Consider the following 23,475-nt stretch of genomic DNA (forward strand, 5'->3'; position numbering starts at 1 on the left):
ACAGTGCCCCTATCGTAAGCCTCACCACAGTAGGCCGATTTGTATCGTGCCTCGCGATATCGGCTGGTTGTGGACGTTCAGGAAGGAGGTAGAGCAATGAAACGTGCGACAAACGCACACCGTCTTGTATTCATTCTGATCCTTGTAGCTCTCACCTCGCTCGCGTTCGCGGCACCACCGGAGTGGGCCCAGGGGGAACCGCCGCCCTTCAACGAGGAGGATTGCGTCTTCGAGAATGGGCGGACGATCTGCAGAACCGTACTGCACACCGGTGTGGCCGAGCTACTCACTATTAACTCCGGGGGTCGAGATGGATTGTGTGACGACGGCAGTCTGAGGGTCGTCCGCATGGAGACTTGGGGTGTTCCGACTACGATGCGGGAGGTAACCTACGTCGGATCGTCCCATGTGGAAGAGTCTTCAATCGAGGTGACTACTTGGGTCAAGGAAGACCGCAGGGTGACCGACTGCCTGGCACAGGCAAGTTTGTTCTAGTCGGCGTCCCTTAATAGCACCCCTGCAAAAGAAGCCCGTCGCCCGACGGGCTTTCTCCTTGTACCTCCTCGCGCGTGTCCTGGAGCAATGCGCCCCCAACCGGGGATCGTAGAAGAGTATTAGGGACGCAGTCCTCCCGGTTGACTCCCAACGCCGGATCCGCGCTTTCCAACTCTAGGAAGGACACTAGACCACGCTTCAGCTCCTGCCATACGGTACCCCCAGAACCAATAGATTGCGGGTCGAACGACGACGACCGGCTTCCGTCGCTCTGATTGCCACGACCAGACAGAATGCAGGTCCCGTATCTGATCGGGCTAGCTACTTCGGTCGGAGGTAGGAACCCGGGCGATTAGATGTGTTTCTACGATCCGCCACTACAGCAACCAGAATCGCTTATAAGCACGAGAGAGCAGTAGTGGCCGGGTATCGACCCCGGCCACTCGCCCATCCCCCGCTTAAGGAGGCTTATACGTGCCTATCGCCTCTCGTACGAGAGCACCTTGAACAGAGGTATGCCAGCGCTATCAACGTACTGCATTATGTCCGGTTTGTTATGACCAGTGTTTACGTAAATCACCTCCGCATTCTGGCCGGCATTACAATCAATGCTGTCCCCAGCGCTCGTCGTGCAGAACTTGTTCGCGACCACCGATCCGAGAATCTTGTTACCCTTGATGATTCTGAACGTATCGCCCGCGTAGACCGGGGCCATTACATTTGCTGCTCGCTGGTAGACTTCTCCCTCGGCAACCAGACCGAGGACGTGGTCTGGGAATAGCCGCTTCTTACCTGTAATGTCGATCTCGTCGTCGCTGGTCAGGAAGTTTTGATTGATATCGATACCTCCACCGGCACCGCTACCGTTGGCCTCGACTACGAACGAAGCGTTCCAGTCCTCCACATCGGCTTCCGTTGGACCGTTCAACGTCTTGGCGACATATTCCACCGGCCAGTCGAACTTGACGTCGTAACCGTGTAGGCTGACCGTTCCGTAAACCTGGAAACTAGCTGAACTCCAACCGTTCGACGTCGTATACCTGAAGCCCTGCAAAACTCCGTTCGCATCCGTATAAGTGCAGTCAACCGCACTATTGCTGAAGACCAGGAGCGGATCGGAAAGGAAGTCCTCGCACTCATCCGAAACACCGTCTTGCGCGCCGGTACTTCCGAATAGCGGATACCCTGCGCCGGTCGATGCAACATGAGCCACAACGAGCCCGTTCTTCAGGCCCGATTGAAAGATACAGTCGCTCCAGGTGGCCTCCGTACAGCCGGACTCTTCAGCAGGCTCGTCCCCAAGCAGTGGGAACTTCGGAGCACCTCCTTCGGAGAGGTCTAATGTGAAACGACCGATTTCGGAACAGATCCCTTTGTTTTCCACGCACTGCAATAGCGTATCTGTGACCTTCAGATCCTCCTGGCTGTCTCCAATGTAAACGCCTAGGAGCCAGTTTGAGGGGTCACCGAGCTTGACTGAACCGTTAAGCTCAACTTGGCCGTTATCGACTCGCAAAGACGCGCACAAATTGTCCGCTACCCGATTCCCATCCGAGACCCGATACCGCATCGCTTCGTAATTCCCATTGGTCAGGTCGTACTCGTTGAGCATGGAAAAATTGCCATTGGCCCCAATTACGGTGTTGTTGGGATTATTCTCGTCCCCAACCACGTAAACCCCACCTCGTATAGTGACCCCGCCGTTCAGATACTGATTCGTCTGCCCCTGTCCCGTGAAAATCGCGTTCTCCAGCACACCGGTGTTTTCGACCAGAAGAGTACTTCTAACCGTGGCTCTTGCGCCGTTCGACCTTCCTTTGGACTCGATAGTGAACATGTTCTTGTTACCGGAGTCCCGGTGAATCGTAACGACATAAGAGCCCACCTCCTCACCGCTGGAATTCTTGACCCACTCTTCTGCGAACGTGATCTCGCCGCCACTCCAGAGGTACTCCTCACTCCCGTCTCGATCGATGTCCATGCCCGTTCCCATTCGGTCGAAGCACGCAGTCCGCTCGGGATTCTGAGTCCCCGAGATCGTTTCGAGAAAGCGGAAGTATTGGAACAGGATCGTCTTGTACTTCTGCAATCCGGCCTGGGCAGCGTAGTGTGCCTGGAGTGAACTCGCGTCGTTTCTCGCGATGTTCAGTTCCATCCGAGTTACCAACGCTCCACCGGTTGCCAAGAGCCCCACGACAACCATGATCAGCAACGCAGTGATGATAGCTATGCCCTTGTCAGATCTCATCGTAGTCCCCTACCTGTCCTTGAAGTTCGGCATCAGAACTTCCTGTTGAAGAGCGAAACAGCGGAAGTCAGCCGGGCATGTAACGGAAAGTCCCGAAACAGTCGTAAATGTCGCTGGACCTGGGCCATCTAGCCTGTCATTGGAACGGGCAACGACTGACACGATTGCTGAGCGAAGGTAACCGATCCCAACGGGGCAAATCGCTTCGTCGGGATAACTCGACATCAGATCACCGTCACTGCACTTGTAAGCGATATCTAGCGCTACTATGTTCGGCGCGAGAGGACTGTACGCTGCGGAATCTGCGGTGGGATCCAGCAGGTCAGTCGAGGTTCCGCAAGCTTGATCTGCCCGCTGAAGCATGTCGCCGTCAAACATATACGCCACCTCCCGGCACGACTCAGCCGGCGATCTGAGCGTATTTACGTAAACGGTCGAAAAGACGTCCTGTAGAGAACCATCTATCGCAACAAGGCAAGTGGCGTTTCCGGCTGCATCGTCTGGGCATGACGAAATGCCGGCCGTTGACACCGGCATGATTTCGCCGTTTTCGTCAACGTAGGTCTTGGCCCCGCCCAACTGCAAGTCTTGAGTAACCAATTGCATTACCAAACGAGCCTTGTCCTGTACTTCGCTCGAAACTAGCGTGGCTCGGTTGAGCCGGCTCTGTTCGGCGAGGTAAGTACCTACGATCCCGAGGATGACCGTGAGGATGAATCCAGCGATGATCAGCTCGACTATGGTCAGACCTCGTTCTGAAAGCTTCCCGCGCATAGCCGTCTAGCCTCCTACACCGTTTGGATCGGCAGGTTCCGGACAAGGCATCGGCACTTCACTGCTCGGTGACGGATAGACTGCGTAACAACTAACGACATCGCCGATTGTCAGACTCGACCCAGAGTCGTGTGTAGCCGTGACTATTATGTCGAGTAGGCCCTCGCCCTCGATTTGCTCCCGGCCTTTCAGCTGCCATGTAATTTCGATGTTTTCGAACCTGTCCGAGTCTTCGTCGTAGCACACCACCGTCTCGTCCAACGCGCGAAGTCCCGAGGGTACAGGCCTACTGGAACAACCGTAGTAGTAGTCAAGGAACCAGAACCGGAGGTATCGAATCATCCCCTCCTCATACTCGTCCGCCAGGTCGTAGGCCGCCGGCTCTGTCTCGTATGAGTCGGCTCGAAGGACATCTGACATCTTTTCTTCCAAGACTACGTTGGCAGCTGCTTTGAGCTCGGTTATCGCTTGCGTCCGTACAGTAGCTTTCAGGTTTGTAATCTGTGCCATCGCTAAGGCTAAGAAGGCGATTGCGATAACCGAGAGCGCTACCAGCACCTCGAGGATGGTGAGTCCGCGCGAATCGCGGAACGAGCTAGTAATCATTGGATCTCCACTCTTCCCGTGGCCGAAAGCACGAGCTTACTCGTGGCGCTTCCGGACTCCGTCTCCAGGTCTATGGACGTGCCGAAAAGACTCTCCGTTGGGATGCCGCGAAGATCGAAACGTATCCGGTTGTTGGGAAGATCAGTACCAGCTATCCGCGTGCGAGGGAAGTCACCGCTCCCGAACGTGGTCGTGGAAATGACCTCGGCAGCCTCACAGACCTGGTCCGAGTTCTCGTCTACACACAGGGAATAGGCTCCCTCACCGGTAAGGTCGAACTGCAGTTCGACCATCCTGTTCGATTTGATGGCCTCGAACCTGGCTCTCGAGATCTCTTGCGAAAGGACCTGCTCCGCTTGGGACAACTCCCATCGGGAGGGGTCGAAGCGAACGAAACCGACGCCCAGCAGGATGGCGAGGATCGCGGCTACGATGAGGAGTTCGATGACAGAGAAACCGCTCGAATCTCGCATGTGAGCAGCTTATGAGCCGGCTTGTACCCGCCGGCACCCCTGAATGGGGGAGCATTGAGCACTACCTATTGTGTGGGTCTCCACATCTTGGGGACGAGCCGTGAGTGGGAGGGACGTTGACGAACAACTCGATACAGTTCCCACCTGTGTACCTGTTTACCGCCGTCGAGTAGAATCGGGACAATGACCGTCCAGAAGCAGTCGGAGGGGGCGAGCCCCTGGCGCAAGCTGTTCGAGGAGGTTCGGCGCGCCGCCGCCAACCGCCGGGACGAACTGGGGGTCCAGGGGAGCATCAACTGGTTGCGGCAGCAGATGGAACGCCGCGGCGCGAACCCGAACGTCGTCCGCAACATCATCTACAGGGACAAGGGCCGGCCCGCGGACAAGCGCGCCCTCTTCGAAATCCTCGCCCAGCTGTGGGAGGAGTGCGGTCAGGGGAAGCTGAGCGCTCCCGAGATCGAGGTGCTCCTGGCTCACGGGAAGGGCGCCGAGTCCGACGCGGTCGCGCTCCTTGGACGCGAGAAGCGGCGGGCCTATCGCGAGTTCGTGGGGGGCGTGCGTTCAGGCGTCTTCCCCAAGCTGCTCGTCACCGGGCGTCCCGGCTCGGGCAAGACCCTGCTCATCGATTACATCCAGGAGGCGCTGGAGGCTGCCCCCAAGGCAGCCGACAGGATCGTCCGTCTCGAGTTCGGCGCCGGTCATCTGGCCACTTCTCTGACCAGGCTCGCTCTGAGCGTGGGCGTCCCCGCCGAAGTGATCGAGTCGAAACTGGTCAAGGTAGGTTCCTCGGGCGCCTACGCCGTGCAGGCCGACGCGCAGGCCGAGGTAGCGCGTGTCATCCTCGAGGCAGTCCGCGCTAGCGAGACGCCCACGGTGCTGCTGGCTCACGTATCGCGTACCAGCGCTCAGGAGGAGCGTCTTGGCAGCACACTGCTTCGCCTCAACACACCGGAGGTGCCGCGGGTCAGCGCTGCCGAGTGGCTCTGGATGTCGCTGTTCGACCCGCTTTCCCGCCTCCCTTCTGTCGCTCTGCTGGTAAGCATGAGCGACGTGCCGGCCCGAGCGATGGCGAGCCTCGGCGCCTTCGACGAGCCGATCCGGCTGAGCCCGCCCACGGCGAGCGAAGCCCGAAGGTACGTCCGGTCGCGGCTGCCGAACCTCGACCCCCGGCAGCAGGAGGCGGTGGTGCGGCGTGCCGGACGCTCGTTCGAGGAGTTGCGGACCCTCACCTTGCTGGCCCAGGTCAGAGGACCTACCGGCGCCGACCCGGTCGAAGACGTCAACTCGCAGCACGTCGCTCAGTTGGCCTCGCTGGTGGTGAGCGCCGGCGACGAACGACTTCGCGATTTCCTCGCAGCGTTGGCGGCCCTCTCATTGGCGGAGTTCCCCACCTTCACCGCCGCCTCCCTGGAGTCGGTGCGCCAAGACACCGCCGAGCCGAACGCCATAGAGCTCGCTTTCCTCGACCCGGTTCCGCCCGCGCCCGACCGCTATCGGCCCTTCTCGCGTGAATTCGCCCGATTGCTCCGGCAAACACTGCTCGAGAACGACCCCGAGCGGTTCCGGAGCTACAGCAGGCGGGCAGCCGACTTCTTCCATCCGGGCATCAGCAGCGCCGATCCGGCCGAGGCGGCGCACCGTCACCTCCACCACCTGTTCGATGCGCGCGATTGGCCGGCACTGGCCGAGAGGATCGACGACGGCGGGCTCCAGCAGTCGCTCGTGCGGCCGCTGTGGGAGGCTGCGAGGAGTGAGCTCGGGAGGGGCGAGCTTTTCGAGAACGTGGCCTACCAGGTTGCCGCTCACTTCGTCCGGCTCGGAGCTCACGACCACCCGAAATCGCAGCAGGCTTTCGCGGAGCTCGAGAAGTCGGCGAGCGAACAGTTGAGGTCCTGGGCGTTCATCCAACGTGCCGAGGGCGCGGTCCTCAGGGGCCAGGTGGACACCGCGACAGAGTTGCTCGAGCGCTGCCCCGGCAGCGGGGACGATCTGCGGGAAGCGGAAGCGGCCCTGGTGCGGGCGAGCATCTCCAGGTGGCGTAGCGACCTCGACGAGGCGGCCAGATACGTGGAGGAGGTCGCGCGACCCAGGCTCACCAGGGCGGCAGGCGCCGGAAGAGCGGTGCGTGTGGCGAAAGCCAAGGCGGCTGTTTGGGCGGGGCTCATCGCCAAGGACCGGGGCGACCTCGAGACGGCGCTGAGGGAGTTCGACTCGGTCGCCCGTGGAGATGAGCTGATCGAAGCAAGAGTCGCCTTCCAACGCGGCGATGTGCTGCTGGCGCTCGGCCGTTTCGACGCCGCGCTGGAGGCGCTGGACGAAGCCGTTCGCCTGGCTCGCCTGAGTGACGCCCTCACCAGCGAACAGACGCGCTATCTGTCCCGGCGGGCGACGCTTCACCGCAAGCGCGGCAGTCTGGAATTGGCGCGGGCCGACTTCGAAGCGGCACGGGCGATCATTCGTGCCGGCGACGAGTGGGCGAGCGAACAAGAGCGGGCCTTCTGGCTGGCGCGCAGCGAGAACGAGCGGGCGCTGCTGCTCATGGCCGAAGGCGACCATCAGGGAGCCATCCACCTGCTCGAAGCCAACATGCACACCTTCGAGACCTTCGGCGAGCGATTGCGTGTCGATAGCAGCTATCGGGTCTTGCGAGGCACCTTGCGGCTCGGAAGAGCCTACCTGTTCCGCGCCCTGGGTCAGCCGTACCGTCTCCCCTACCTTCGTAACGTCGACGAGGTTCCCGAGGGAGCCGACCTGAGGCACGCCCGGGCACTGGTGGCGTCTGTCCGGGACGCGATCGACAAGCGGGGATCAGGGAGACTCCACTGGCCGCTGCGGCGCGATACCCGCATCCTCACGTCACTGCTCTGCGGCGACCCTTCCAAGGCGGTAGCCCAGGCTCGATGCGCTCTTAGCGAAGCTCGCTTCCCCTACCAGATCGCCGAGAGTCGGGCCCATATCGCCCTCGCCTTGCTCCGCTCCGGCGATGCCATCGCTGCTCTGGAGGAGGTCGCGATGGGCCAAACGGCTCTGGCGGGTCTGGTGGACGAGCATGAGGCGTCGGACGTCGGGCTCCGTTCTTGGCTCACCGGCCTCGAGATCGAGGCTTCGCTCGTGTCTGGTGACGTCGAGCGAGCGGCACGAGCGCTTGCGATCGTCCTGCGCGATGACCAGTACCGGCCGTACCAGCAGACACTCCTGCGGATGTTCGGGGAGGCGGTCGAGGAGAGTGGCAAGAGTCAGGTGCTTAGCAGCAGTGAACTGAGACCGATACTCCATCTGAACGGGGAACTGAGCAGCGGACGGGTACGGCTACCCGACGCTCTGAGTGCCTGGTGGCAGGGTCAGGAGAGCGTAGCCGGCCACTGACCCGCCGTCGACGGGCATGGGAAGTCGCGCGGACACCGCTTCAGGACAGAACCTAGAGGGGTTGCCTGGTTACAGTAGGCCCGTGAACGAGACGAGCGTCGGCTTCATCGGTTTGGGAACGATGGGCGCGCCCATGGCGGCGCGCCTGCTCGAGGCGGGTTACCAGGTCAAGGTCCACAACCGAACGAGGGAACGCGAGTTGCCGCTGGCGGCGGCAGGAGCGGACCGCGCTGCCACACCCGAGGAGGCTGCCACCGATTCCCGATTCGTGTTCACGATGGTGTCCGACACCCCGGACCTCGAAGAGGTGGTGCTGGGCGAGAACGGCGTAATCCACGGCCTCGGCCCCGGCGCGCTCCTCATAGACATGAGTACGATCAGCCCGGCCGCCACCCGGCGGATAGCCGAGCGCCTGCAAGAGGTCGGCGCCTCCATGCTCGACGCCCCCGTATCGGGCGGCAGCGAGGGCGCGGTCCAGGGAACACTGTCGATAATGGCCGGTGGAAGCGCAGAGGACCTGGAACGGGCACGGCCGCTTCTGGAGGAGTTGGGCAAGAGCATCACTCTCGTCGGGCCCACAGGCAGCGGTCAGCTCACCAAGGCCATCAATCAGGTGATAATCGCCGGCACCTACGCTGCTGTCGCCGAGGGTCTGGCGCTCGGCCTGAAGGCGGGCATCGACATGGAGGCGGCTCACAGGGCCGTCTCGGGCGGAGCCGCCGGGTCTTGGGGCCTCAGCAACAGGGGTCCCAACATGATCAGGAACGACTACCCGCTCGGCTTCCGCACCCGCCTCCACCGTAAGGACCTGGGGATCGCTCTCGCCGCTGCCCGGGAACTCGGCGTGCCGCTGCCGATAACCGCACACGTCGAGCAGTTGGAAACCAGCCTGGTTGGGCGCGGCCTTGGTGACGAGGACGTCAGCAACATCGCCAGGGTGGTCCGCCAGCTCGCCGGTATCGACTAGTGTCGCAACCAGGCCGCTCAGTCGAAAGGTGGAGGCATTCGCCGACGAAGTGCCGTGGTTAGAACGGAAGAGGTAACGGCGCTCGCGGGCGACGGAGCCGCTTCGGCTAGGGTCACCGGAAGAGCAGCACGACTAGTCTTTCGGCGCTCGCGCGACGACCCAGATCCGTTCCTCGTCTTCCCCGGCCGGCTCTCCGTCCGGATAGTTGAGCGTTTCCACCTCGACGAAGCCGGATGATGCGAGCAACTCGGTCACCTCGGCCGGATCGAACGGTCGTTCGAGGTGGACCTCGGTGAAGCTCCGCCCATCGTGCTCGCAATACGCCTCCACCCGGGCGAGCTCGGTAGCCGGATCGTAGCTGTGTACCCAGCGGTAGAAGATGTCGCCCGCCCACCCCTCGACCAGGCCGTCATGCCACGGATCGGCGAGGCCCACCCGAGTATTCACGTCGAAGAGGAAGAGGCCGTCGGGAACGAGGTGGCATCTCACCCTGCTGGTGGCCGCCAGGAACTGCTCGGGTGAGATCAGGTTGTTCAGCGAGTCGAACACCGAGACCGCCAGCGCGAAACGTTCACCGAGGTCGAAGCTCGTGAACTCGCCCAAGCGCCAGTCGAGGTCCGGCGCCTTGCCTCTGGCGACCTCGAGCATCTCCATGGAGCCGTCGAGCCCCGTCACCCGGTACCCCCGGCGTGCGAGCGGGATCGTCATATTCCCGGTGCCGCAGCCGAGGTCGAGCACCCGCCCTTCGGGGTGGCCGCGCCGCTCGGCCTGCTCGAGGACGAAATCGAGCCACTCCTCGTACTCGACGTCGGCCATCAGTTCGTCGTAAACCTGGGCGAGGGCAGAGAAGGGCGGCTTCTGCACCTAGCGAGTATATGTCGTGAGCGGCAGCGGAAAGTCCGCCGGTACCAGGAAGTATCTCTGTGTAAAAGGCCATATCAGTTGCATCTGCATCCTGGATGCCCTTGCAATCGCATCGGATTCTGTTACACTTCGTTCAGAACTTTGGGAGTTGCATCTCCGCACCCCGCTGCCCCCCCGGCGGAGATCCTTCCAAGGTTCTTTTTCTATTCCCTTAACAGACGGCGCACGAGCCGGACCCCGCGCCCGAATCAGCCTCGGCGCGAGGACCGTTCGGGCTCGCGCCGCCCCGTCGATTCTTGGGCAGAGAGGTCGCGCAGGTTCGCGCCCTGGGCCAACAGCACACTCTGCACGTCGGCCACCGGCACGTGCCGCGTCTTCTCCCCCCTCGCCGAGGCAAGGGCAGCGCACACGCCTGCCGCCTGACCGGTCGCCACGGCGATCGGCGTCACCCGGTACGAGGAGTGAGCCTCATGGGTTCCGGAGATGCAGCGCCCCGCCACCAGTAGCCTGTCCACCCCGCGTGGGAGGAGACAGCGCAGTGGGATGTCGTAGGCCTCCCCTGGGGGCAGCCGTTTGAGCACGGTTCCCTTGCCACTCGGGTCGTGGATGTCGATCGGATAGGCACCTCTCGCTACGACGTCGTCGAACTGGCGGGCCGAAACCACGTCTTCGCCGGTGAGAACGTAGTCGCCAACGATCCGCCGCGTCTCACGCACGCCTATCTGCACACCGCTCTGAGCAAGGTAGGCGGTCTGGAAACCGGGCACATACTTGCGCAGGAAGGCCTCTATCTGTCTCATCTGCCGGCGGCTCTGCCACTCGGCCCGCGTCAGATCCCACACGTCGCTACCCAGCACCCCGCCCACCCTGGTGCTGTTCACGCTCAACTCCCGCTCATGGGGCGTGGCGAAGAGGAGGATGTCGTCTCTGGGAAGGTCGAGATCACCAGCTGCATGGGCCTCCTCGATGAGCGCCCAGAGTCCGTGCACGCCACGCCACTGCTGGGGATTCTCACGGACGTAGGCGGCGAACTCGGGCCGTTCGAACTCGACCATCCGGAACATCAGCGTCATCGGCTGGACGAGGCCGTCTAGTTCGCGTCCCACCCGATACTCGGCGCCGCTGGCCGCAGCCACGTCGCCGTCCCCTGTGCAATCGACGATCGAGTCGGCGTAGATCACCAGCGGGCCCGACTTGCCCTCGAAGGTCACCCCGGTCGGCCCATCCTCGCCGGCCACTACACCGCTGGCGAATGAGTGGAACAGATAGCGGACGCCCGCTTCGTCGAGGAGTTCGAGCAGCACCTGCTTGTACCCCTCGGGATCGAACGGCACCGTGTAGCCGGTCTCCTCGCTGGGAGCTAAGCCCCAGCCGTTGGAGATGAGCCGGTGGAGGAGTACCTCGAGGGCGCCTGCCACTACGGGGTCACCCGGTCCATGGTCGGCCGGCAGGAGGCGGGTCAGGTCCAGATTTGCCGAGGGCTGGCTCTGGGTGAAGTGCGACATGAGCGGCATCACCAGGGCGGCGGTGGCGTTGCCGCCCAGGAATCCGTACCGTTCCACGAGCACCACTTCGGCACCCGCCCAGGCGGCACCCAGGGCTGCGCCCAGTCCCGCCGGGCCTCCACCTACCACCAGTACGTCCACCTCGGCGGCGATCCGCGCCTCCCGAGGCGGCAAGGTCACGTGCTGCAGTGTCGTCGGGGGTGGGAGGGGCGGCATCTAGACGTCCCCCCGGCCCGCCGCCAGTACCGTAGCGACTGTGCGCGGTAGGAGCTCGGCGGCCCAGATCACAGGCATGGTCGATGCTACCAATCCCCGAGGTGCCCGCTCGGAGGCCGTTGTGGCCTTTCCCCCTCCCTGAGTCGAGTCTCATCCATAGTTGTTAGGGTTAGCAGGATGATCGGTGTCGACCTGGGAACGACCAACGTGCGCATCCACGTCAAGGGCAAGGGCGTGCTGTTGCGCGAGCCGGCGGTAATCGCCGTGATAAAGGGAACAACGGATGTCAAGGCGGTCGGCGAGGAGGCCTACCGCATGCTGGGGCGCACCCCCGGCAATATCACCGCGATCCGCCCGATGGATCAGGGCGTCATCGCCGACTACACCCTCACCGAGAAGATGCTCAAGGCGTTCATCCGCAAGGTGCTCTCGGGGCCGGGCCGCTTCTTGCGCCCGAACATCATGGTCTGCATCCCCAGCGGCATCACCGAGGTGGAGAAGCGGGCCGTGCTGCAGGCCATGAACGAGATAGGCGCCCGGAAGGCGTACTTGATCGAGGAGCCGGTGGCGGGGGCGATCGGAGCCGGCATCGACATCGCCGAACCGATCGGCTCGATGGTGGTCGATGTCGGTGGTGGCACGACCGACATCGCAATCATCAGTATGGGCGGTATCGTTGTCTCGGACTCGATCCGGATCGCCGGCAACACCTTCGACCAGGAGATCGTTCGTTTCGTCAAGGCGCAGCACAATCTGCTGATAGGCGACAGGACCGCCGAGAACATCAAACGCGACGTTGGCGCAGCCGCCATAGTCGACGATGACGAGAACCGAACGATCGAGGTACGGGGACGCGACCTGATCGACGGGATGCCCAAATCGGTGGTAGTGAGCACGAAAGACGTCATCTCGGCGTTGGAGAGCTCGCTGGACAAGATAGCCGCCGTCCTCAGACGGGTGCTCGAGCAGTCCCCACCCGAACTGGTTTCCGACGTCATCGAGCGCGGCGTGGTGATGACCGGCGGAGGCTCACTGCTCCGTCGCCTCGACACCTACCTTCAGCAGGCGGTCAACATCCCCGTGGCGGTCGCCGAGAACCCTACCGACGCGGTAGTGGTGGGCACCGCCAAGGCGCTGGAGTACGAGCACCTGCTGACCGAAGCGAAGATCGGTTCACGCCGCTGAGGCGGATCGGCAAGCCGGGCGGAATTCGTCGGAAACCGGTATATCCGCCGGAATCGCGGCTCTCGACACGGCGAAACGTGTCACTCCCCGCTATATTCACGCTCGGGACGTCTCGAGAGGAGTGGACGTGAACATCATTCTGTGGATCATCCTTGGCGCCTTGGCCGGCTGGATCGCCAGCCTCATCATGGGCACGAACAAGAATCAGGGATGCCTCATGGACATCATCGTAGGTGTCGTGGGCGCTTTCCTGGGCGGCTGGATCTTCAGTCTGTTCGGCGGGCAGGGCGTGACCGGCTTCAACTTCTACAGCATCCTGGTGGCCATCATCGGCGCGGTCGTGCTGCTGTTCATCGTCGGGCTCTTCCGCCGAGGGGGACGCGACTAGCTAACGGTCGGGGTCAATCGACCCCGACCAGTTCCAGTTCGAAGATCAGGTCCTGACCGGCCAGCGGGTGGTTGGCGTCGAGGGTGACGCTGTCACTGTCGAGTTCCGCGACCGTGACCGGAACCGCCTGGCCGTCCTGTTGCTGCAGCTGCAGCTGGGTGCCGACGGCGAGTTCGATCCCCTCCGGGATCTGCTCGCGGTCCACCTCGAGCATCAGGTCGTCGCGGCGTTGCCCGTAGGCATCCGCGGCCGGTATGCGGGCCGAGCGAGTCTCGCCCACCGTCATTCCGTCTACCGCCTGATCGAAACCGGCGATCACTTGACCGCTGCCCAGGGTGAACTCCAGCGGCTCGCGTCCTTCGGAGGAGTCGAACACGGTCCCGTCATCCAGCTTCCCGGTGTAGTGGACACGCACCACTTTTCCAGCTTGAGCACTTTCCATGGGTGTTTCCCTCCCTGGCCGCGGAGCTGCGACCACCTCCGAGCCTAACGCGTTATACGGAACACCATGTCGGCCGCCTTCCAACCGCGTCGGTAACAGAGCGTTTCCCCAGCTGTAGTTTTGCTGGCGTCGTGTACCGGTAGTGTGGCGTGGGACCGTGCGGCGCGAAGCCAGGCGTGGTCCAACGCGAAGACCAGCAGCCGGACTCCGGGGCCGCCCCGCGCCACTTCATGCGCCCGCCACCCGTCACTGCTCAGAACCCTACTGCCTGGCCATCCTTGCGCCACTCGGAGCCGGCGACGTAGCCGTCCTCGAGGCGATAGATGAGTTGTGCTCCGCCGAAGGCGAAACTCTCCTCGGCCGGGGCCTGCCTGAGCCTGTGGCCCCTGCTCGCCAGTTCATCGAGTACCTTCCGTTCGAAGCCAGGCTCGACCGCGACGTCAGCGCCGCCCATCACCTGCCAGCGGGGCGCGTCTACCGCCGCTTGCGGATTCTGGTCGTTGATGCCGACGCGCAGCACCATCTGCAGGTGCCCTTGCGGCTGCATCGGCCCGCCCATGACGCCGAAGCTCATCAGCGGTTTGGAACCGTGCATGAGGAAGCCCGGGATGATCGTGTGGAACGGCCTCTTGCAGCCGCCGACCCGGTTGGGGTGACCCTCCTCGAGAGTGAACCCCGCGCCCCTGTTCTGAAGGCTTATGCCCGTGCCCGGCACCACTATCCCCGACCCGAAGCCGCGGTAGTTCGACTGGATGAACGAGACCATCATGCCACTCGCATCGGCGGCGCTGAGGTAGACGGTGCCGCTTCTGGCCGGTACCCCGTAACTGGGTACTCTCGCGCGCCGCCTGTCGATGAGCGCAGCTCGCCCCTGCAGGTACTCGTCCGCCAGCAGCTCCGACGGGCGCAGGTCGAGATGATCCGGGTCGGCCACGTATCGGTGAGCATCGGCGAAGGCGAGCTTCATCGCCTCTATCTGCAGGTGCAGGCTGTCGGCCGAATCGATCGGGTACTCCTCGATGGGGCAGTGCCTGAGGATGCCCAGCGCCAGCAATGCGGCCAGACCCTGCCCGTTCGGTGGGATCTCGTGGAGGTGGAGGTCCCGGTACGAGGTGGAGATGGTCCCGCTCCACTCGGGCCGGTGGGCCGCCAGGTCATCCGGCCGGAGGGCCGCGCCGTGCCGTTCGGCGTCGGCAGCGATCCGTTCCGCCAGTTCGCCACGGTAGAAGGCCTCGCCGCCGCTGCCTGCGATCGCTTCGAGCGTGAGCGCCTGATCCGGGTAGCGGAAGGTCTCGCCTGCCCGTGGAGCCCTGCCCGCGAGCAGGAAGCCGCGGCGGAACTCTTCGAAGCCGCCCAGCTTCTCGGCAGCCAGGTTCCACAGGAAGGCGACGTGGGGCGTGACCGCGAACCCCTCCTCGGCATAGTGGATGGCGGGCTCGAAGAGGCGGTCGAACTCGAGGGAGCCGAAGCGGTCCGAGAGAGCCTTCCAGGCCGACACCGCGCCAGGCACCGTCACACTCTCCCAGCCCCGCTGTGGAATTCCGACATCAGAGAAGCGATCCGGGCTCCAGGCGGCCGGTGAGCGTCCCGAGGCGTTGAGCCCGTGCAACCGTTTGCCGTCCCACACGATAGCGAACGCGTCGGAGCCGATACCGTTGCCAGTGGGTTCCACGACGGTGAGGGTGATAGCCGAGGCGAGCGCCGCGTCTACGGCATTACCGCCTGCCTGGAGCATGGCCAGCCCGGCCTGGGCGGCGAGCGGCTGTGAGGTGGCGACCAGGTTGCGGGCGAGGACGGGTGCTCGCTTCGAAGGGTAAGGAAGGTCGAAATTCATCCGAGTCTCCGGTCGGTTCGAGGTATCAGGCGCGGAAGACGAGCACGCCGAGGGCGCCGCCGGCCACGATGAGCAGTGCCGGGTGGACGTTGTAGAAGGCGCCCAGTACGAAGGCGACGGCGGCGACCAGCCACAACGCCCACGAACCCAGCCATTGCCCAGGCGGCCCGAACGCGCTTGGGATGAACTGCCACACGACCATCAGCAGGAGGGCGATCACCACGGGTCGCACCCCGCGAAGGAAGCCTTCCAGCGCGGGGGCGTCGCGGAAGCGCAGGTAGAGAGTTGCGAGGGCGATCATGAAGACGATCGTTGGCACCGTCATGCCCAGCAGGCCGGCGATGGCTCCGCCCACGCCTGCCACCTGATAGCCCACGTAGCCGGCGAGCTTGGTGGCGATCGGCCCCGGCAAGGTGTTGCCGAACGCGAAAGCGTCGAGGAATTCCTCCCTGGAGAGCCACTCCTGGATCTCCACTACCTCTTCCTGGATCAGCGGGATCATAGACGGTCCACCGCCGAATCCGAAGAGTCCCACCTTCGCGAAGGCGTAGAAGAGCCTGAATATCTCCATGGAGCAGGTGTATCACGGGAACATCCGGCGACTCGCCGACTGGCACCGGCCGCTGGGACTCAGTTGGGCTTCCGTCCGGCTGCCGCCGCTCGCCGGCCAAGCCTGCCGCACAACCAGAAGCCCAGGGCGTAACCGGTGAGAAGCGCGGCCAGCAGGAGCAGCAGCGCGAGCGGCGCCTGACCGGTGAGCAGGGCGAGCATCAGGAACCACGCCGGCGTTGCCAGCAGCACAGCCGAGAGCAGTGTCGCGGAGAGGACGCTGCCCTTGCTCCCAGTACGGGAGAGGGCATCGGGCAGAAGCACGCCCAGGAAGCATTGAGCGAGGGCCAGAAGCGCCAGGACGGGTCCGAGTACAGTCGGGCCACCGGCAATCGTTCCACCCAACAGCAGGATGAGCGCCACAACTAGCAGCGCGACCGCGACCTGCGCCATGAACATCATGACGAAGGTCAGCCGCAGCGCCGAGCTAACGAGACCGCTGGAGGGCTCCGGCTCGGAGAGGAACCTCGCTACCGCCCTCTGGGGTGGGAGCACCCTGGCGTCTTCAGTGGCTCTGGATCTCGGCCGAGTTGTCGATGAGCCAGTGACTCGCCAGGACGAGGACAGAGCCCAAAGCCGACAGTCCGATCAGCACCATCACGCTGTAACTCATGATCAGGATGAAAGTCTCCATCACGATCTCCTTCCCAAAACGGCGACCATTCTACCCTGCGCACGGGTCGCCCACCGGGAGCGCCAGGTGAAGCGGGCGAGCAGCAGCAGGGCGGCGGTCATGAGTCCCAAGACGAGGCCGATCCAGAGGCCCCTTCCGCCCCAGCCGAGGCCGAACGCCAGGTAGGCGCCGCTGCTGATACCGACGCACCAGTAGGAGACGAGCGAGATGACCATCGGCACGGTCGTGTCCTTGTACCCGCGCAGCGCCCCGGCGGCACTCACCTGGATGCCATCGAAGATCTGGAAGGTAGCGGCAACGGCCAGGAAGGTGATGGCGAAGCGAACGACTAGTGCGTTCTCGGGGGCGTTCGTATCGAGGAAGATGCCGATGACGAGCTCCGGCGCCAACCAGAAGAGGAGTGCGTTGAGCGTCATGGTGGCCGCCGCCAACGATATGCCGACACGGCCGGCCAAGCGTGCTCCATCCGGATCGCCTCGGCCCAGGGCCTGGCCCACGCGCACGGAGGTGGCCACGGATAGGCCCACGGCAAGCATGAAGGTCATGGTGGCGATCTGGATGGCGATCTGGTGGGCGGCAAGTTCCACCTGGCCAACGAGCCCCATGAGTAGGGCGGTGGCTGCGAAGAGACCTGCTTCGAACCCCACCGTCAACCCGATCGGCATCCCCAGGCGCCACAACTCGGTGAGCAGGGAGCGATCCGGTTGCCAGGGGCGGGCGAAGACCTCGAAGCGGGCGTGACGACGCACCACCAGGAGGGCGGCGAGGAGGAACATCAGCAGGTGCACGAAGCTGGTGGCGAGTCCGGTACCGGCGACACCGAGCTCCGGCAGACCGAGTCGACCGAACATGAGGAGTTCGTCGAGCAGAGCGTTGGCCGCCAGCCCGACGATCATCAGGTAGAGGATCGGGCGGGTGTCACCGGTTCCTTCGAAGAAAGCGCGCAGCGCTACGAGCAGCAGCGCCGGGATGATGCCCCAGGATGCGGTGCTCAGGTAGCTCGCTGCCAGTTCGGCGGCGGCGGGTTCCTGGCCTATCGCCAGCAGCAGCCGCTCGGCGTTGAGGAGCAACGCCAGCGCCGGCAGACCCAGTAGGAGGGCGAGCCACATCCCCTGGCGGGCGACCCGGCCGGCCTCCTCGATCCGGTCACCGCCGAAAGCCTGGGAGACGAGCGGTCCCACGGCGAAAACCGTTCCCTGGAGGAAGATGGTCACCAGCATGTAGCCGGTCGCACCGAGAGCGATACCGGCCAGCGCGGCGCTCCCTAATCGCGCCACCATGACCGTATCGACGAAAGTCATCCCGGCCTGCACCATCTGCGCCAGGGCGAGCGGCAGTGCGAGGATGATGAGGCTGCGCGCCTCCTGACGGTAGGTGCTCGGCACGAGCACCTAGGATACTTCCGCGCCGAGAGGGAGTTCTTCCGGGGAGATACCGGGGGCTCCGGTCATGTGGCGACGGGGTGGACTTTCTGACCCCTCGGGGGCAACTGCGGAGTTATCGTGCTCCCCATGTTCCGTGTGCTCCTGACACTGTTCGTCGTAGCCGCCGGCGCGGCGGTTGCGCTCTGGCAACTCGACGTCGTCCAGCTCCCCTTCGCGGAGGAGGCTGGCGTTAGTGGCAGGAGCGAAACTTCGCTCTTCTCGGTGGTGAAGAGCGGCGATGTGGCCCAACTGCAGGAACTGCTGGCCGCCGGGAGTGACGTCAACGCCCGCGACCAGTACGGTCAGACTCCGTTGATCTACGCGATAAGCGCGGGAGCCAGTGAAGATCTCGTGCGCGAACTGCTGGCCGCGGGAGCGGACGTGAACGTATCGACCGAGGCCGGTTGGACTCCGCTCATGTACGCGGCAAGGGACGCGAAATCAGCCGGGACGGTGCAGCTGCTCATGTTCGCCGGCGCCGATCCTACCCTTCGTAACGCCGAGGGCCAGACGGCCGCCGACCTCGCTCGCGAGAACCCTGCGGTAGCCAGCACCTGGCTGCTGGACCGTCTCCTCTACCTGGCCGAACACCAGTTCTCGAGAGATTGGCCCAGCGGCTATACCGTCCCTGTCGAGGGCGCCACCATCAGCTCGCGCTCCTCTCATCTTCCCGGCGCCCTGCGCGCCTACCGCAACGGCACCCACCAGGGGTTCGACTTCTACGACGGAACGGTCAGTGTCGACATCGAGTACGGCACACCGATCATGGCGGTCGCCGACGGCGTGGTCATCCGAGCCGACCTCGACTACCGGGAGATGACCCTGGCGGAGTACGACGACATCATCGCGACCGCCAAGCGGAACCTGAGCACACCCATGGAGATCCTCGACAAGCTGCGCGGCCGGCAGGTGTGGATCCGCCACCCCGGCGGGTTCGTTTCGCGCTACGCTCACCTTTCGGCGATCGAAGAAGGGATCAGGGTGGGTGTCGAGGTAGACCAGGGTCAGCTGATCGCCGCGACCGGCAACTCCGGTACGGTCGAAGCGGCTCGCCAGACTCACGACGGCGCCCATCCTCACGTAGAGATCTGGCAGGGCGACGAGGCCTACCTGGGCTACGGCCTCGAGGCGTGCGAGATCTACCCGCTGGCCGCACAGGTCTTCGGCGCGGTGGCACTGCCCCCCTACACCGAAAGCTGTCCGGCGATCTGAGGATCCCTATTCCGCTAGGACTCGATCGGGGCCGTGAGGCCGCCCTGTAGGCTTTCCCCGAGCAGCCGCTCACGGGTGTCGCTGTGGAGTTCGAGCATGTCCTCGAGGATGCGACTCAGCTCATCGCCGCTGCCCCGGCTGAGCGCCAGTTCGAAGTCGAGCTGCAGCGAGTGGACGTAGCTGGAGATGACGCCGGCCATGTCGTGGTCTATGAAAAGTGAATACTCGTCGAGTAGGCTTTCGATCGCGCTCCGTGTCGACTCGATATCCCGCCTGAGTTTGCTCACCTGGTCGAGCATTGGCCCCCCTCTGCCTGACGGTGGCGACGTCGCCGACTAGGCGATTCGTCGTAAAGCAAATAGTGACAACGGACCGATGATCACGAGGCGTGTCGTACCATCTCTTGCCGTTGCCCGGGATTTGTATCCCCGCACCCTCTTCGATTACATCAGCAGTGGGAGGCCGCCGCAAAGATGCCTCGGTACCGGAGAGCCCGGTACCGATGTCACTTCTCTGCGACGCCGCACCCAATCTCGGCTCAGTGCGGCACCTCGAAGCCGGCGTGCCCGCTCTCCGCGTAGTACCCCTCGATCTCGTTGGGGATGCTGGACACGTCGTCGACGACCTTGAAGAGCCCCAGATCCGCCTCCGAAACGGCGCCTTCCCGCAGGAGGGTGCCATTTATCCATTGCAACAGTCCGCGCCAGTAATCGATGTCCACCAGGTAGACCGGGAACGGCTTGATCTTCTTCGTCTGGATGAGCGTAAGCGCTTCGAACAGTTCGTCGATCGTCCCGAAGCCGCCGGGAAACACCACGAAGGCCGTCGAATACTTGACCAGCATCACCTTCCGAACGAAGAAGTACTTGAACGACAGAGAGTCGCTCTGGTACGGATTCGGTTCCTGCTCGTGAGGAAGGGTGACGTTCAGGCCGATCGAACGTCCGCCCGCCTCGAAGGCGCCCTTGTTGGCAGCCTCCATGATCCCTGGCCCGCCACCGGTGATCACCGTGTAGCCGCGTTCCGCCAGTTCCTGAGCGAGCCTCTCTGCCTGCTCGTAGACGGTGCTGTCGGAACGAAGTCGCGCCGAGCCGAAGATGGTGACTGCCTTGTCGACGTCACTCATCTCCTCGAAGCCCTGCACGAACTCGCCCATGATGCGGAACATCCGCCAGGAGTCCTCCGCAAGGGCATCGATGACGTACTGCTTCTCGGGATACTCCATGCGGCATGGTACCGCGCCCTCTCGCTCGGGGAGCTAGCGGATAGCCGTTCGGGTGACCTCCAGCAGCCTGCTCAGGTCGGGCTCGAGCAGATCGGGTCGGGCGCCCGCGAGGGTGGCCTCGTCGTGCGTTCCCCAGGTGACCGCGTAGGTAGCGGCTCCCGCCGCTCTGCCGGCCTCGATGTCCGCGGTCGTGTCCCCGACCATCCACGCGGGGCTCCCTCCCACCGCTGCGGCAGCGCGCAGAACCACGTCGGGGGCAGGCTTGTGGGGGAAATCGTCGGTCCCCTGAACGTGGTCGAGGTAGGACGCGATCCCTGTCGCCTCGACCAGAGCCAGGGCCATCTCCGTTCTCTTGGTCGTCGCCACCGCCAGCCGGTTACCGCGCCGGCGCAGCTCGGTGAGCACATCGGCCACGCCCGGGAAGATGCGGCTGTTGCGGGTGAAATTCTTGGGGTAGTGGCGCCGGTAGGAGGCAGAGAGGGCGGCCACCCGAGCAGCGGGCGCGAAGCGGGCGTACATCTCGTCGAGTGGCCGGCCTATGAGCGCTTTCACCGCCTCCTCCTCCGGCTGATCGAGGCCCAGTTCCCCGAACGCCTGCCGGAAGCTCACGACGATGTCGGTCAACGAGTCGACCAGCGTGCCGTCGAGGTCGAAGACGATGACCGGCGCCCGTTCGAGTGGCTCAGACACGGAGGTAGGCAACGGTGACGCCGTGGCCCCCTTCGTACGGCACGGCGTCCTCGAAACGTTCGACCCGCTTCTCGTCCCTGAGATAGTTGCGGACGGCGTCGCGCAACGCCCCGGTCCCTTTGCCGTGGAGGATCCGCACCTTATCGACCTTCATCGCATGCGCTTCGAGGATCAGCTCCCGCACCTGCTCGATCCCCTCCTCGACCCTCGCTCCCCGGATGTTGAGCTCTCGCTCGATGCTGCTGCCCGGCTGCTGCGTCGGCACCGCCACGGGCTTCGGTCGCGGGGCCTCGAGCAGCCTCACCTCGCGGCGCGGAACCTCGACCTTGAGCAGGCCGAGTTGCACCACTACGTCGTCACCCCGAACTTCGACGATGGGCCCCTCCGCTTCGTAGCTCTCCACCCGAACGAGCGTGCCGGGCACCCAGCGGGGCCCCGATGCCTCCTGCTCACTCTTGCGGAGCCGCTCACGGGCGCCGCGCCGCAACTCCCTGATCTCCTCGAGCGCCCTGGGCCTCTGTCCCGGATCGCTGGTGGCGGTTCGTTTGAGTTCCTTCGCTCGCTGCAGCGTGTCCTGCAGCATCTCCTCTGCCCGTTCGGCTGCGGCCGCCATGACCTCGTCCTCGCGGGCGCGCAGCCTGTCGATCTGGGCTCGCAGCACCTCCGCCTCGCCGACCGCAGTATCTCGGGCCGTCCTTGCCTCGTCGAGCTCCCGCCTCAGCGCCTCACGTTGCTCCTCCAGCTCTTCGAGCAGCGCTTCCAGTCTCTCCCCTTCCGGACCCAGGAGGCGCGAGGCACGGTCGAGGAGCTCCTCCCCTAGTCCCAGCCGCCTGGCGATGGCCAAGGCGTACGACCGCCCCGGCTGACCCACGGTGAGCCGGTAGGAGGGCTGCAGCCGGTCCACGTCGAACCGCATGGCGGCGTTCAGTATCCCTTCGGTTCTGGAGGCGAACACCTTGAGGGGAGCGAGGTGGGTGGTGATCAATCCTCTGGCGCCGGAGGCGAGGACACGCTCCAGGATCGCCTGGGACAGCGCGGCCCCTTCGTCGGGATCGGTCCCCGAGCCGAGTTCGTCGATGAGCACGAGCACCCGCTCGTGGGCCTCGTCGACGATCCGCCGCAAGTTGGTGAGGTGCCCCGCGTAGGTCGAGAGGCTGGCCTCGATGCTCTGCTCGTCGCCGATGTCGACCAGGAGCTTCTCGAGGCGGGGCAGCAGCGGCGGGTTCTCTCCCGAAGCCGCCACGAAGAGGCCGCTGTGCGACATCAGAGCTGCCAGGCCGAGGGTCTTGATGAGTACCGTCTTGCCGCCGGCGTTGGGGCCCGTGACCACCAGCAGACGTCGCTCGTCGGTGAGCTCTATATCGTTGGGGACGCAATCCTCTATCAGCGGGTGACGCGCCGCCTGGAGCCGAACGCGGCCACCCTCATGCAGTTCGGGCCGGGCAAGCCTCCAGTCTCGCGCCAGGGCCGCGCTCGCCTGCACCAGGTCGAGCCTGGCGACCAGGTCGAGCGTTTCGTCGACTCCCGGCGCGTTCGCCAGCCGTCGGCCCAGCTCGATGAGGATGCGCCGCACCTCGTCGCGCTCCTCGAACTCGAGCAGCGCTAGCTCGTTGTTGAGCGGAACCACCGACTGCGGCTCGAGGAAGACCGTGGCGCCCGAGTCGCTCGTGTCGAGGGCGATGCCGGGCACCCGCGACTGCGAGGAGGACCTCACGGGGATCACGTAACGGTCGCGCCGGAGGGTGACGATCGGGTCCTGGATGTACTCCGAGTAGTGGTTGATGAGCTGCTGCAGTTTCTCACGTATGCGGTTGCGCAACGGGTTGAGCCGGCGTCTTATCTCACGCAGCTTCGGCGTCGCATCATCCCGGACGTTGCCGTCGGGGTCGAGCTGCTCGCGCACCAGACGCAGCACCCCGTCGAAGGAGCCCATGCGGGCAGCGAGTTCGGAGAGCCGGGGCCGGTTCGAGGCGAGGATCGCTCGCTTGGCGGTTGCTGCCGAGTCGAGGGTGTAGGCGATCTGGAGGAGTTCGCTCCCCTCGGCCATGCCGCCCTCGCGCAACCGCTCCAGGAGAGGCTCGATGTCCTCGATCCCGCCGAGAGAAAGGTCTCCGCCCTCCAGCACCTCCTCGGTACGCTCCAGAGAGCTCGCGACCTCCTCGGGATCGCCGGAGGGCGATAGCCCCTGGGCCAGGCGCGCCCCGAAGCGGGTCATGGTCCGATCGGCCAGGGCCCGGCGGACCCGCGGGAAGGCAAGCTTCTCCAGCGTGGTGGGAGCAACTATCACAGCAGGCGAGTATACCGGTCCGGGTCGAAGC

General features: G+C 64.3%; 22 protein-coding genes. 6 read left to right on the forward strand and 16 right to left on the reverse strand.

Features of this window, described 5'->3' with window-relative positions:
* Positions 1 to 96 precede the first annotated feature (96 nt).
* Positions 97 to 495: a hypothetical protein gene (locus tag VF168_12955; GenBank protein HEX7005087.1), complete on the forward strand. Its 399-nt coding sequence runs from the start codon at positions 97 to 99 to the stop codon at positions 493 to 495.
* Between the two features lie 478 nt (positions 496 to 973).
* Here the strand turns inward: VF168_12955 and VF168_12960 are convergent, their stop codons facing one another.
* The 4 genes from VF168_12960 to VF168_12975 are packed head-to-tail and all read right to left on the reverse strand — an operon-like array spanning position 974 to position 4,596.
* Positions 974 to 2,743, reverse strand: a complete 1,770-nt coding sequence (locus VF168_12960; protein ID HEX7005088.1) for a pilus assembly PilX N-terminal domain-containing protein — start codon at positions 2,741 to 2,743, stop codon at positions 974 to 976.
* Between the two features lie 9 nt (positions 2,744 to 2,752).
* Positions 2,753 to 3,517: a hypothetical protein gene (locus VF168_12965; protein HEX7005089.1), complete on the reverse strand. Its 765-nt coding sequence runs from the start codon at positions 3,515 to 3,517 to the stop codon at positions 2,753 to 2,755.
* 6 nt (positions 3,518 to 3,523) lie between these two features.
* Complete coding sequence (locus VF168_12970) at positions 3,524 to 4,123, reverse strand: prepilin-type N-terminal cleavage/methylation domain-containing protein (GenBank protein ID HEX7005090.1); 600 nt, start codon at positions 4,121 to 4,123, stop codon at positions 3,524 to 3,526.
* On the reverse strand, positions 4,120 to 4,596 hold the full coding sequence (locus VF168_12975; GenBank protein HEX7005091.1) for a GspH/FimT family pseudopilin: 477 nt from the start codon (positions 4,594 to 4,596) through the stop codon (positions 4,120 to 4,122). Before VF168_12975 ends, VF168_12970 begins: the two co-directional genes overlap by 4 nt.
* Positions 4,597 to 4,779: 183 nt before the next feature.
* On the opposite strand from VF168_12975, the gene VF168_12980 reads away from it, so the two are divergent.
* Together VF168_12980 and VF168_12985 are read left to right on the forward strand one after the other, a co-directional pair.
* On the forward strand, positions 4,780 to 7,962 hold the full coding sequence (locus VF168_12980) for a tetratricopeptide repeat protein (protein ID HEX7005092.1): 3,183 nt from the start codon (positions 4,780 to 4,782) through the stop codon (positions 7,960 to 7,962).
* A gap of 82 nt (positions 7,963 to 8,044) precedes the next feature.
* Entirely contained in the window at positions 8,045 to 8,929 is an 885-nt protein-coding gene (locus VF168_12985; GenBank protein HEX7005093.1) for an NAD(P)-dependent oxidoreductase, read from the forward strand.
* Between the two features lie 132 nt (positions 8,930 to 9,061).
* On the opposite strand, the gene VF168_12990 is transcribed toward VF168_12985, so the two are convergent.
* Positions 9,062 to 9,793 (reverse strand): methyltransferase domain-containing protein, encoded by a 732-nt coding sequence (locus tag VF168_12990; GenBank protein ID HEX7005094.1) that lies wholly within the window; start codon positions 9,791 to 9,793, stop codon positions 9,062 to 9,064.
* Positions 9,794 to 10,041: 248 nt separating this feature from the next.
* Entirely contained in the window at positions 10,042 to 11,478 is a 1,437-nt protein-coding gene (locus VF168_12995) for an FAD-dependent oxidoreductase (GenBank protein HEX7005095.1), read from the reverse strand.
* A gap of 213 nt (positions 11,479 to 11,691) precedes the next feature.
* On the opposite strand from VF168_12995, the gene VF168_13000 reads away from it, so the two are divergent.
* A complete protein-coding gene (locus VF168_13000; GenBank protein HEX7005096.1) occupies positions 11,692 to 12,699 on the forward strand; it encodes a rod shape-determining protein in 1,008 nt (335 codons plus the stop codon).
* Between the two features lie 127 nt (positions 12,700 to 12,826).
* Positions 12,827 to 13,087 carry a GlsB/YeaQ/YmgE family stress response membrane protein gene (locus tag VF168_13005; GenBank protein ID HEX7005097.1) on the forward strand — a complete coding sequence of 87 codons (261 nt, stop codon included), beginning with the start codon at positions 12,827 to 12,829 and terminating at the stop codon, positions 13,085 to 13,087.
* 13 nt (positions 13,088 to 13,100) lie between these two features.
* Here VF168_13005 and VF168_13010 read toward each other — a convergent pair whose 3' ends face one another.
* The 6 genes from VF168_13010 to VF168_13035 form a co-directional block, all read right to left on the reverse strand.
* Positions 13,101 to 13,529, reverse strand: a complete 429-nt coding sequence (locus VF168_13010; protein HEX7005098.1) for a peptidylprolyl isomerase — start codon at positions 13,527 to 13,529, stop codon at positions 13,101 to 13,103.
* Positions 13,530 to 13,782: 253 nt separating this feature from the next.
* Complete coding sequence (locus VF168_13015; GenBank protein ID HEX7005099.1) at positions 13,783 to 15,363, reverse strand: gamma-glutamyltransferase family protein; 1,581 nt, start codon at positions 15,361 to 15,363, stop codon at positions 13,783 to 13,785.
* Between the two features lie 25 nt (positions 15,364 to 15,388).
* The gene (locus VF168_13020; protein ID HEX7005100.1) at positions 15,389 to 15,934 is read right to left on the reverse strand and encodes a chromate transporter; all 546 of its coding nucleotides are present in this window, start codon (positions 15,932 to 15,934) and stop codon (positions 15,389 to 15,391) included.
* A 59-nt stretch (positions 15,935 to 15,993) separates the two neighbouring features.
* Positions 15,994 to 16,467, reverse strand: a complete 474-nt coding sequence (locus VF168_13025) for a hypothetical protein (GenBank protein ID HEX7005101.1) — start codon at positions 16,465 to 16,467, stop codon at positions 15,994 to 15,996.
* Positions 16,468 to 16,477: 10 nt separating this feature from the next.
* Complete coding sequence (locus tag VF168_13030) at positions 16,478 to 16,606, reverse strand: hypothetical protein (protein HEX7005102.1); 129 nt, start codon at positions 16,604 to 16,606, stop codon at positions 16,478 to 16,480.
* Positions 16,606 to 17,991 carry an MATE family efflux transporter gene (locus VF168_13035; GenBank protein ID HEX7005103.1) on the reverse strand — a complete coding sequence of 462 codons (1,386 nt, stop codon included), beginning with the start codon at positions 17,989 to 17,991 and terminating at the stop codon, positions 16,606 to 16,608. The genes VF168_13030 and VF168_13035 overlap by 1 nt, the downstream gene beginning before the upstream one ends.
* A 126-nt stretch (positions 17,992 to 18,117) precedes the next feature.
* On the opposite strand from VF168_13035, the gene VF168_13040 reads away from it, so the two are divergent.
* Entirely contained in the window at positions 18,118 to 19,242 is a 1,125-nt protein-coding gene (locus VF168_13040) for an ankyrin repeat domain-containing protein (protein HEX7005104.1), read from the forward strand.
* A gap of 14 nt (positions 19,243 to 19,256) precedes the next feature.
* On the opposite strand, the gene VF168_13045 is transcribed toward VF168_13040, so the two are convergent.
* The 4 genes from VF168_13045 to VF168_13060 form a co-directional block, all read right to left on the reverse strand.
* On the reverse strand, positions 19,257 to 19,529 hold the full coding sequence (locus VF168_13045; GenBank protein HEX7005105.1) for a hypothetical protein: 273 nt from the start codon (positions 19,527 to 19,529) through the stop codon (positions 19,257 to 19,259).
* 251 nt (positions 19,530 to 19,780) lie between these two features.
* Positions 19,781 to 20,467 (reverse strand): TIGR00730 family Rossman fold protein, encoded by a 687-nt coding sequence (locus VF168_13050; protein HEX7005106.1) that lies wholly within the window; start codon positions 20,465 to 20,467, stop codon positions 19,781 to 19,783.
* 33 nt (positions 20,468 to 20,500) lie between these two features.
* Entirely contained in the window at positions 20,501 to 21,157 is a 657-nt protein-coding gene (locus VF168_13055; protein HEX7005107.1) for an HAD-IA family hydrolase, read from the reverse strand.
* The gene (locus VF168_13060; GenBank protein HEX7005108.1) at positions 21,150 to 23,444 is read right to left on the reverse strand and encodes an endonuclease MutS2; all 2,295 of its coding nucleotides are present in this window, start codon (positions 23,442 to 23,444) and stop codon (positions 21,150 to 21,152) included. The genes VF168_13055 and VF168_13060 overlap by 8 nt, the downstream gene beginning before the upstream one ends.
* Positions 23,445 to 23,475 lie beyond the last annotated feature (31 nt).

This window comes from Trueperaceae bacterium, from assembly GCA_036381595.1.
Classification (GTDB): domain Bacteria; phylum Deinococcota; class Deinococci; order Deinococcales; family Trueperaceae; genus DASVCN01.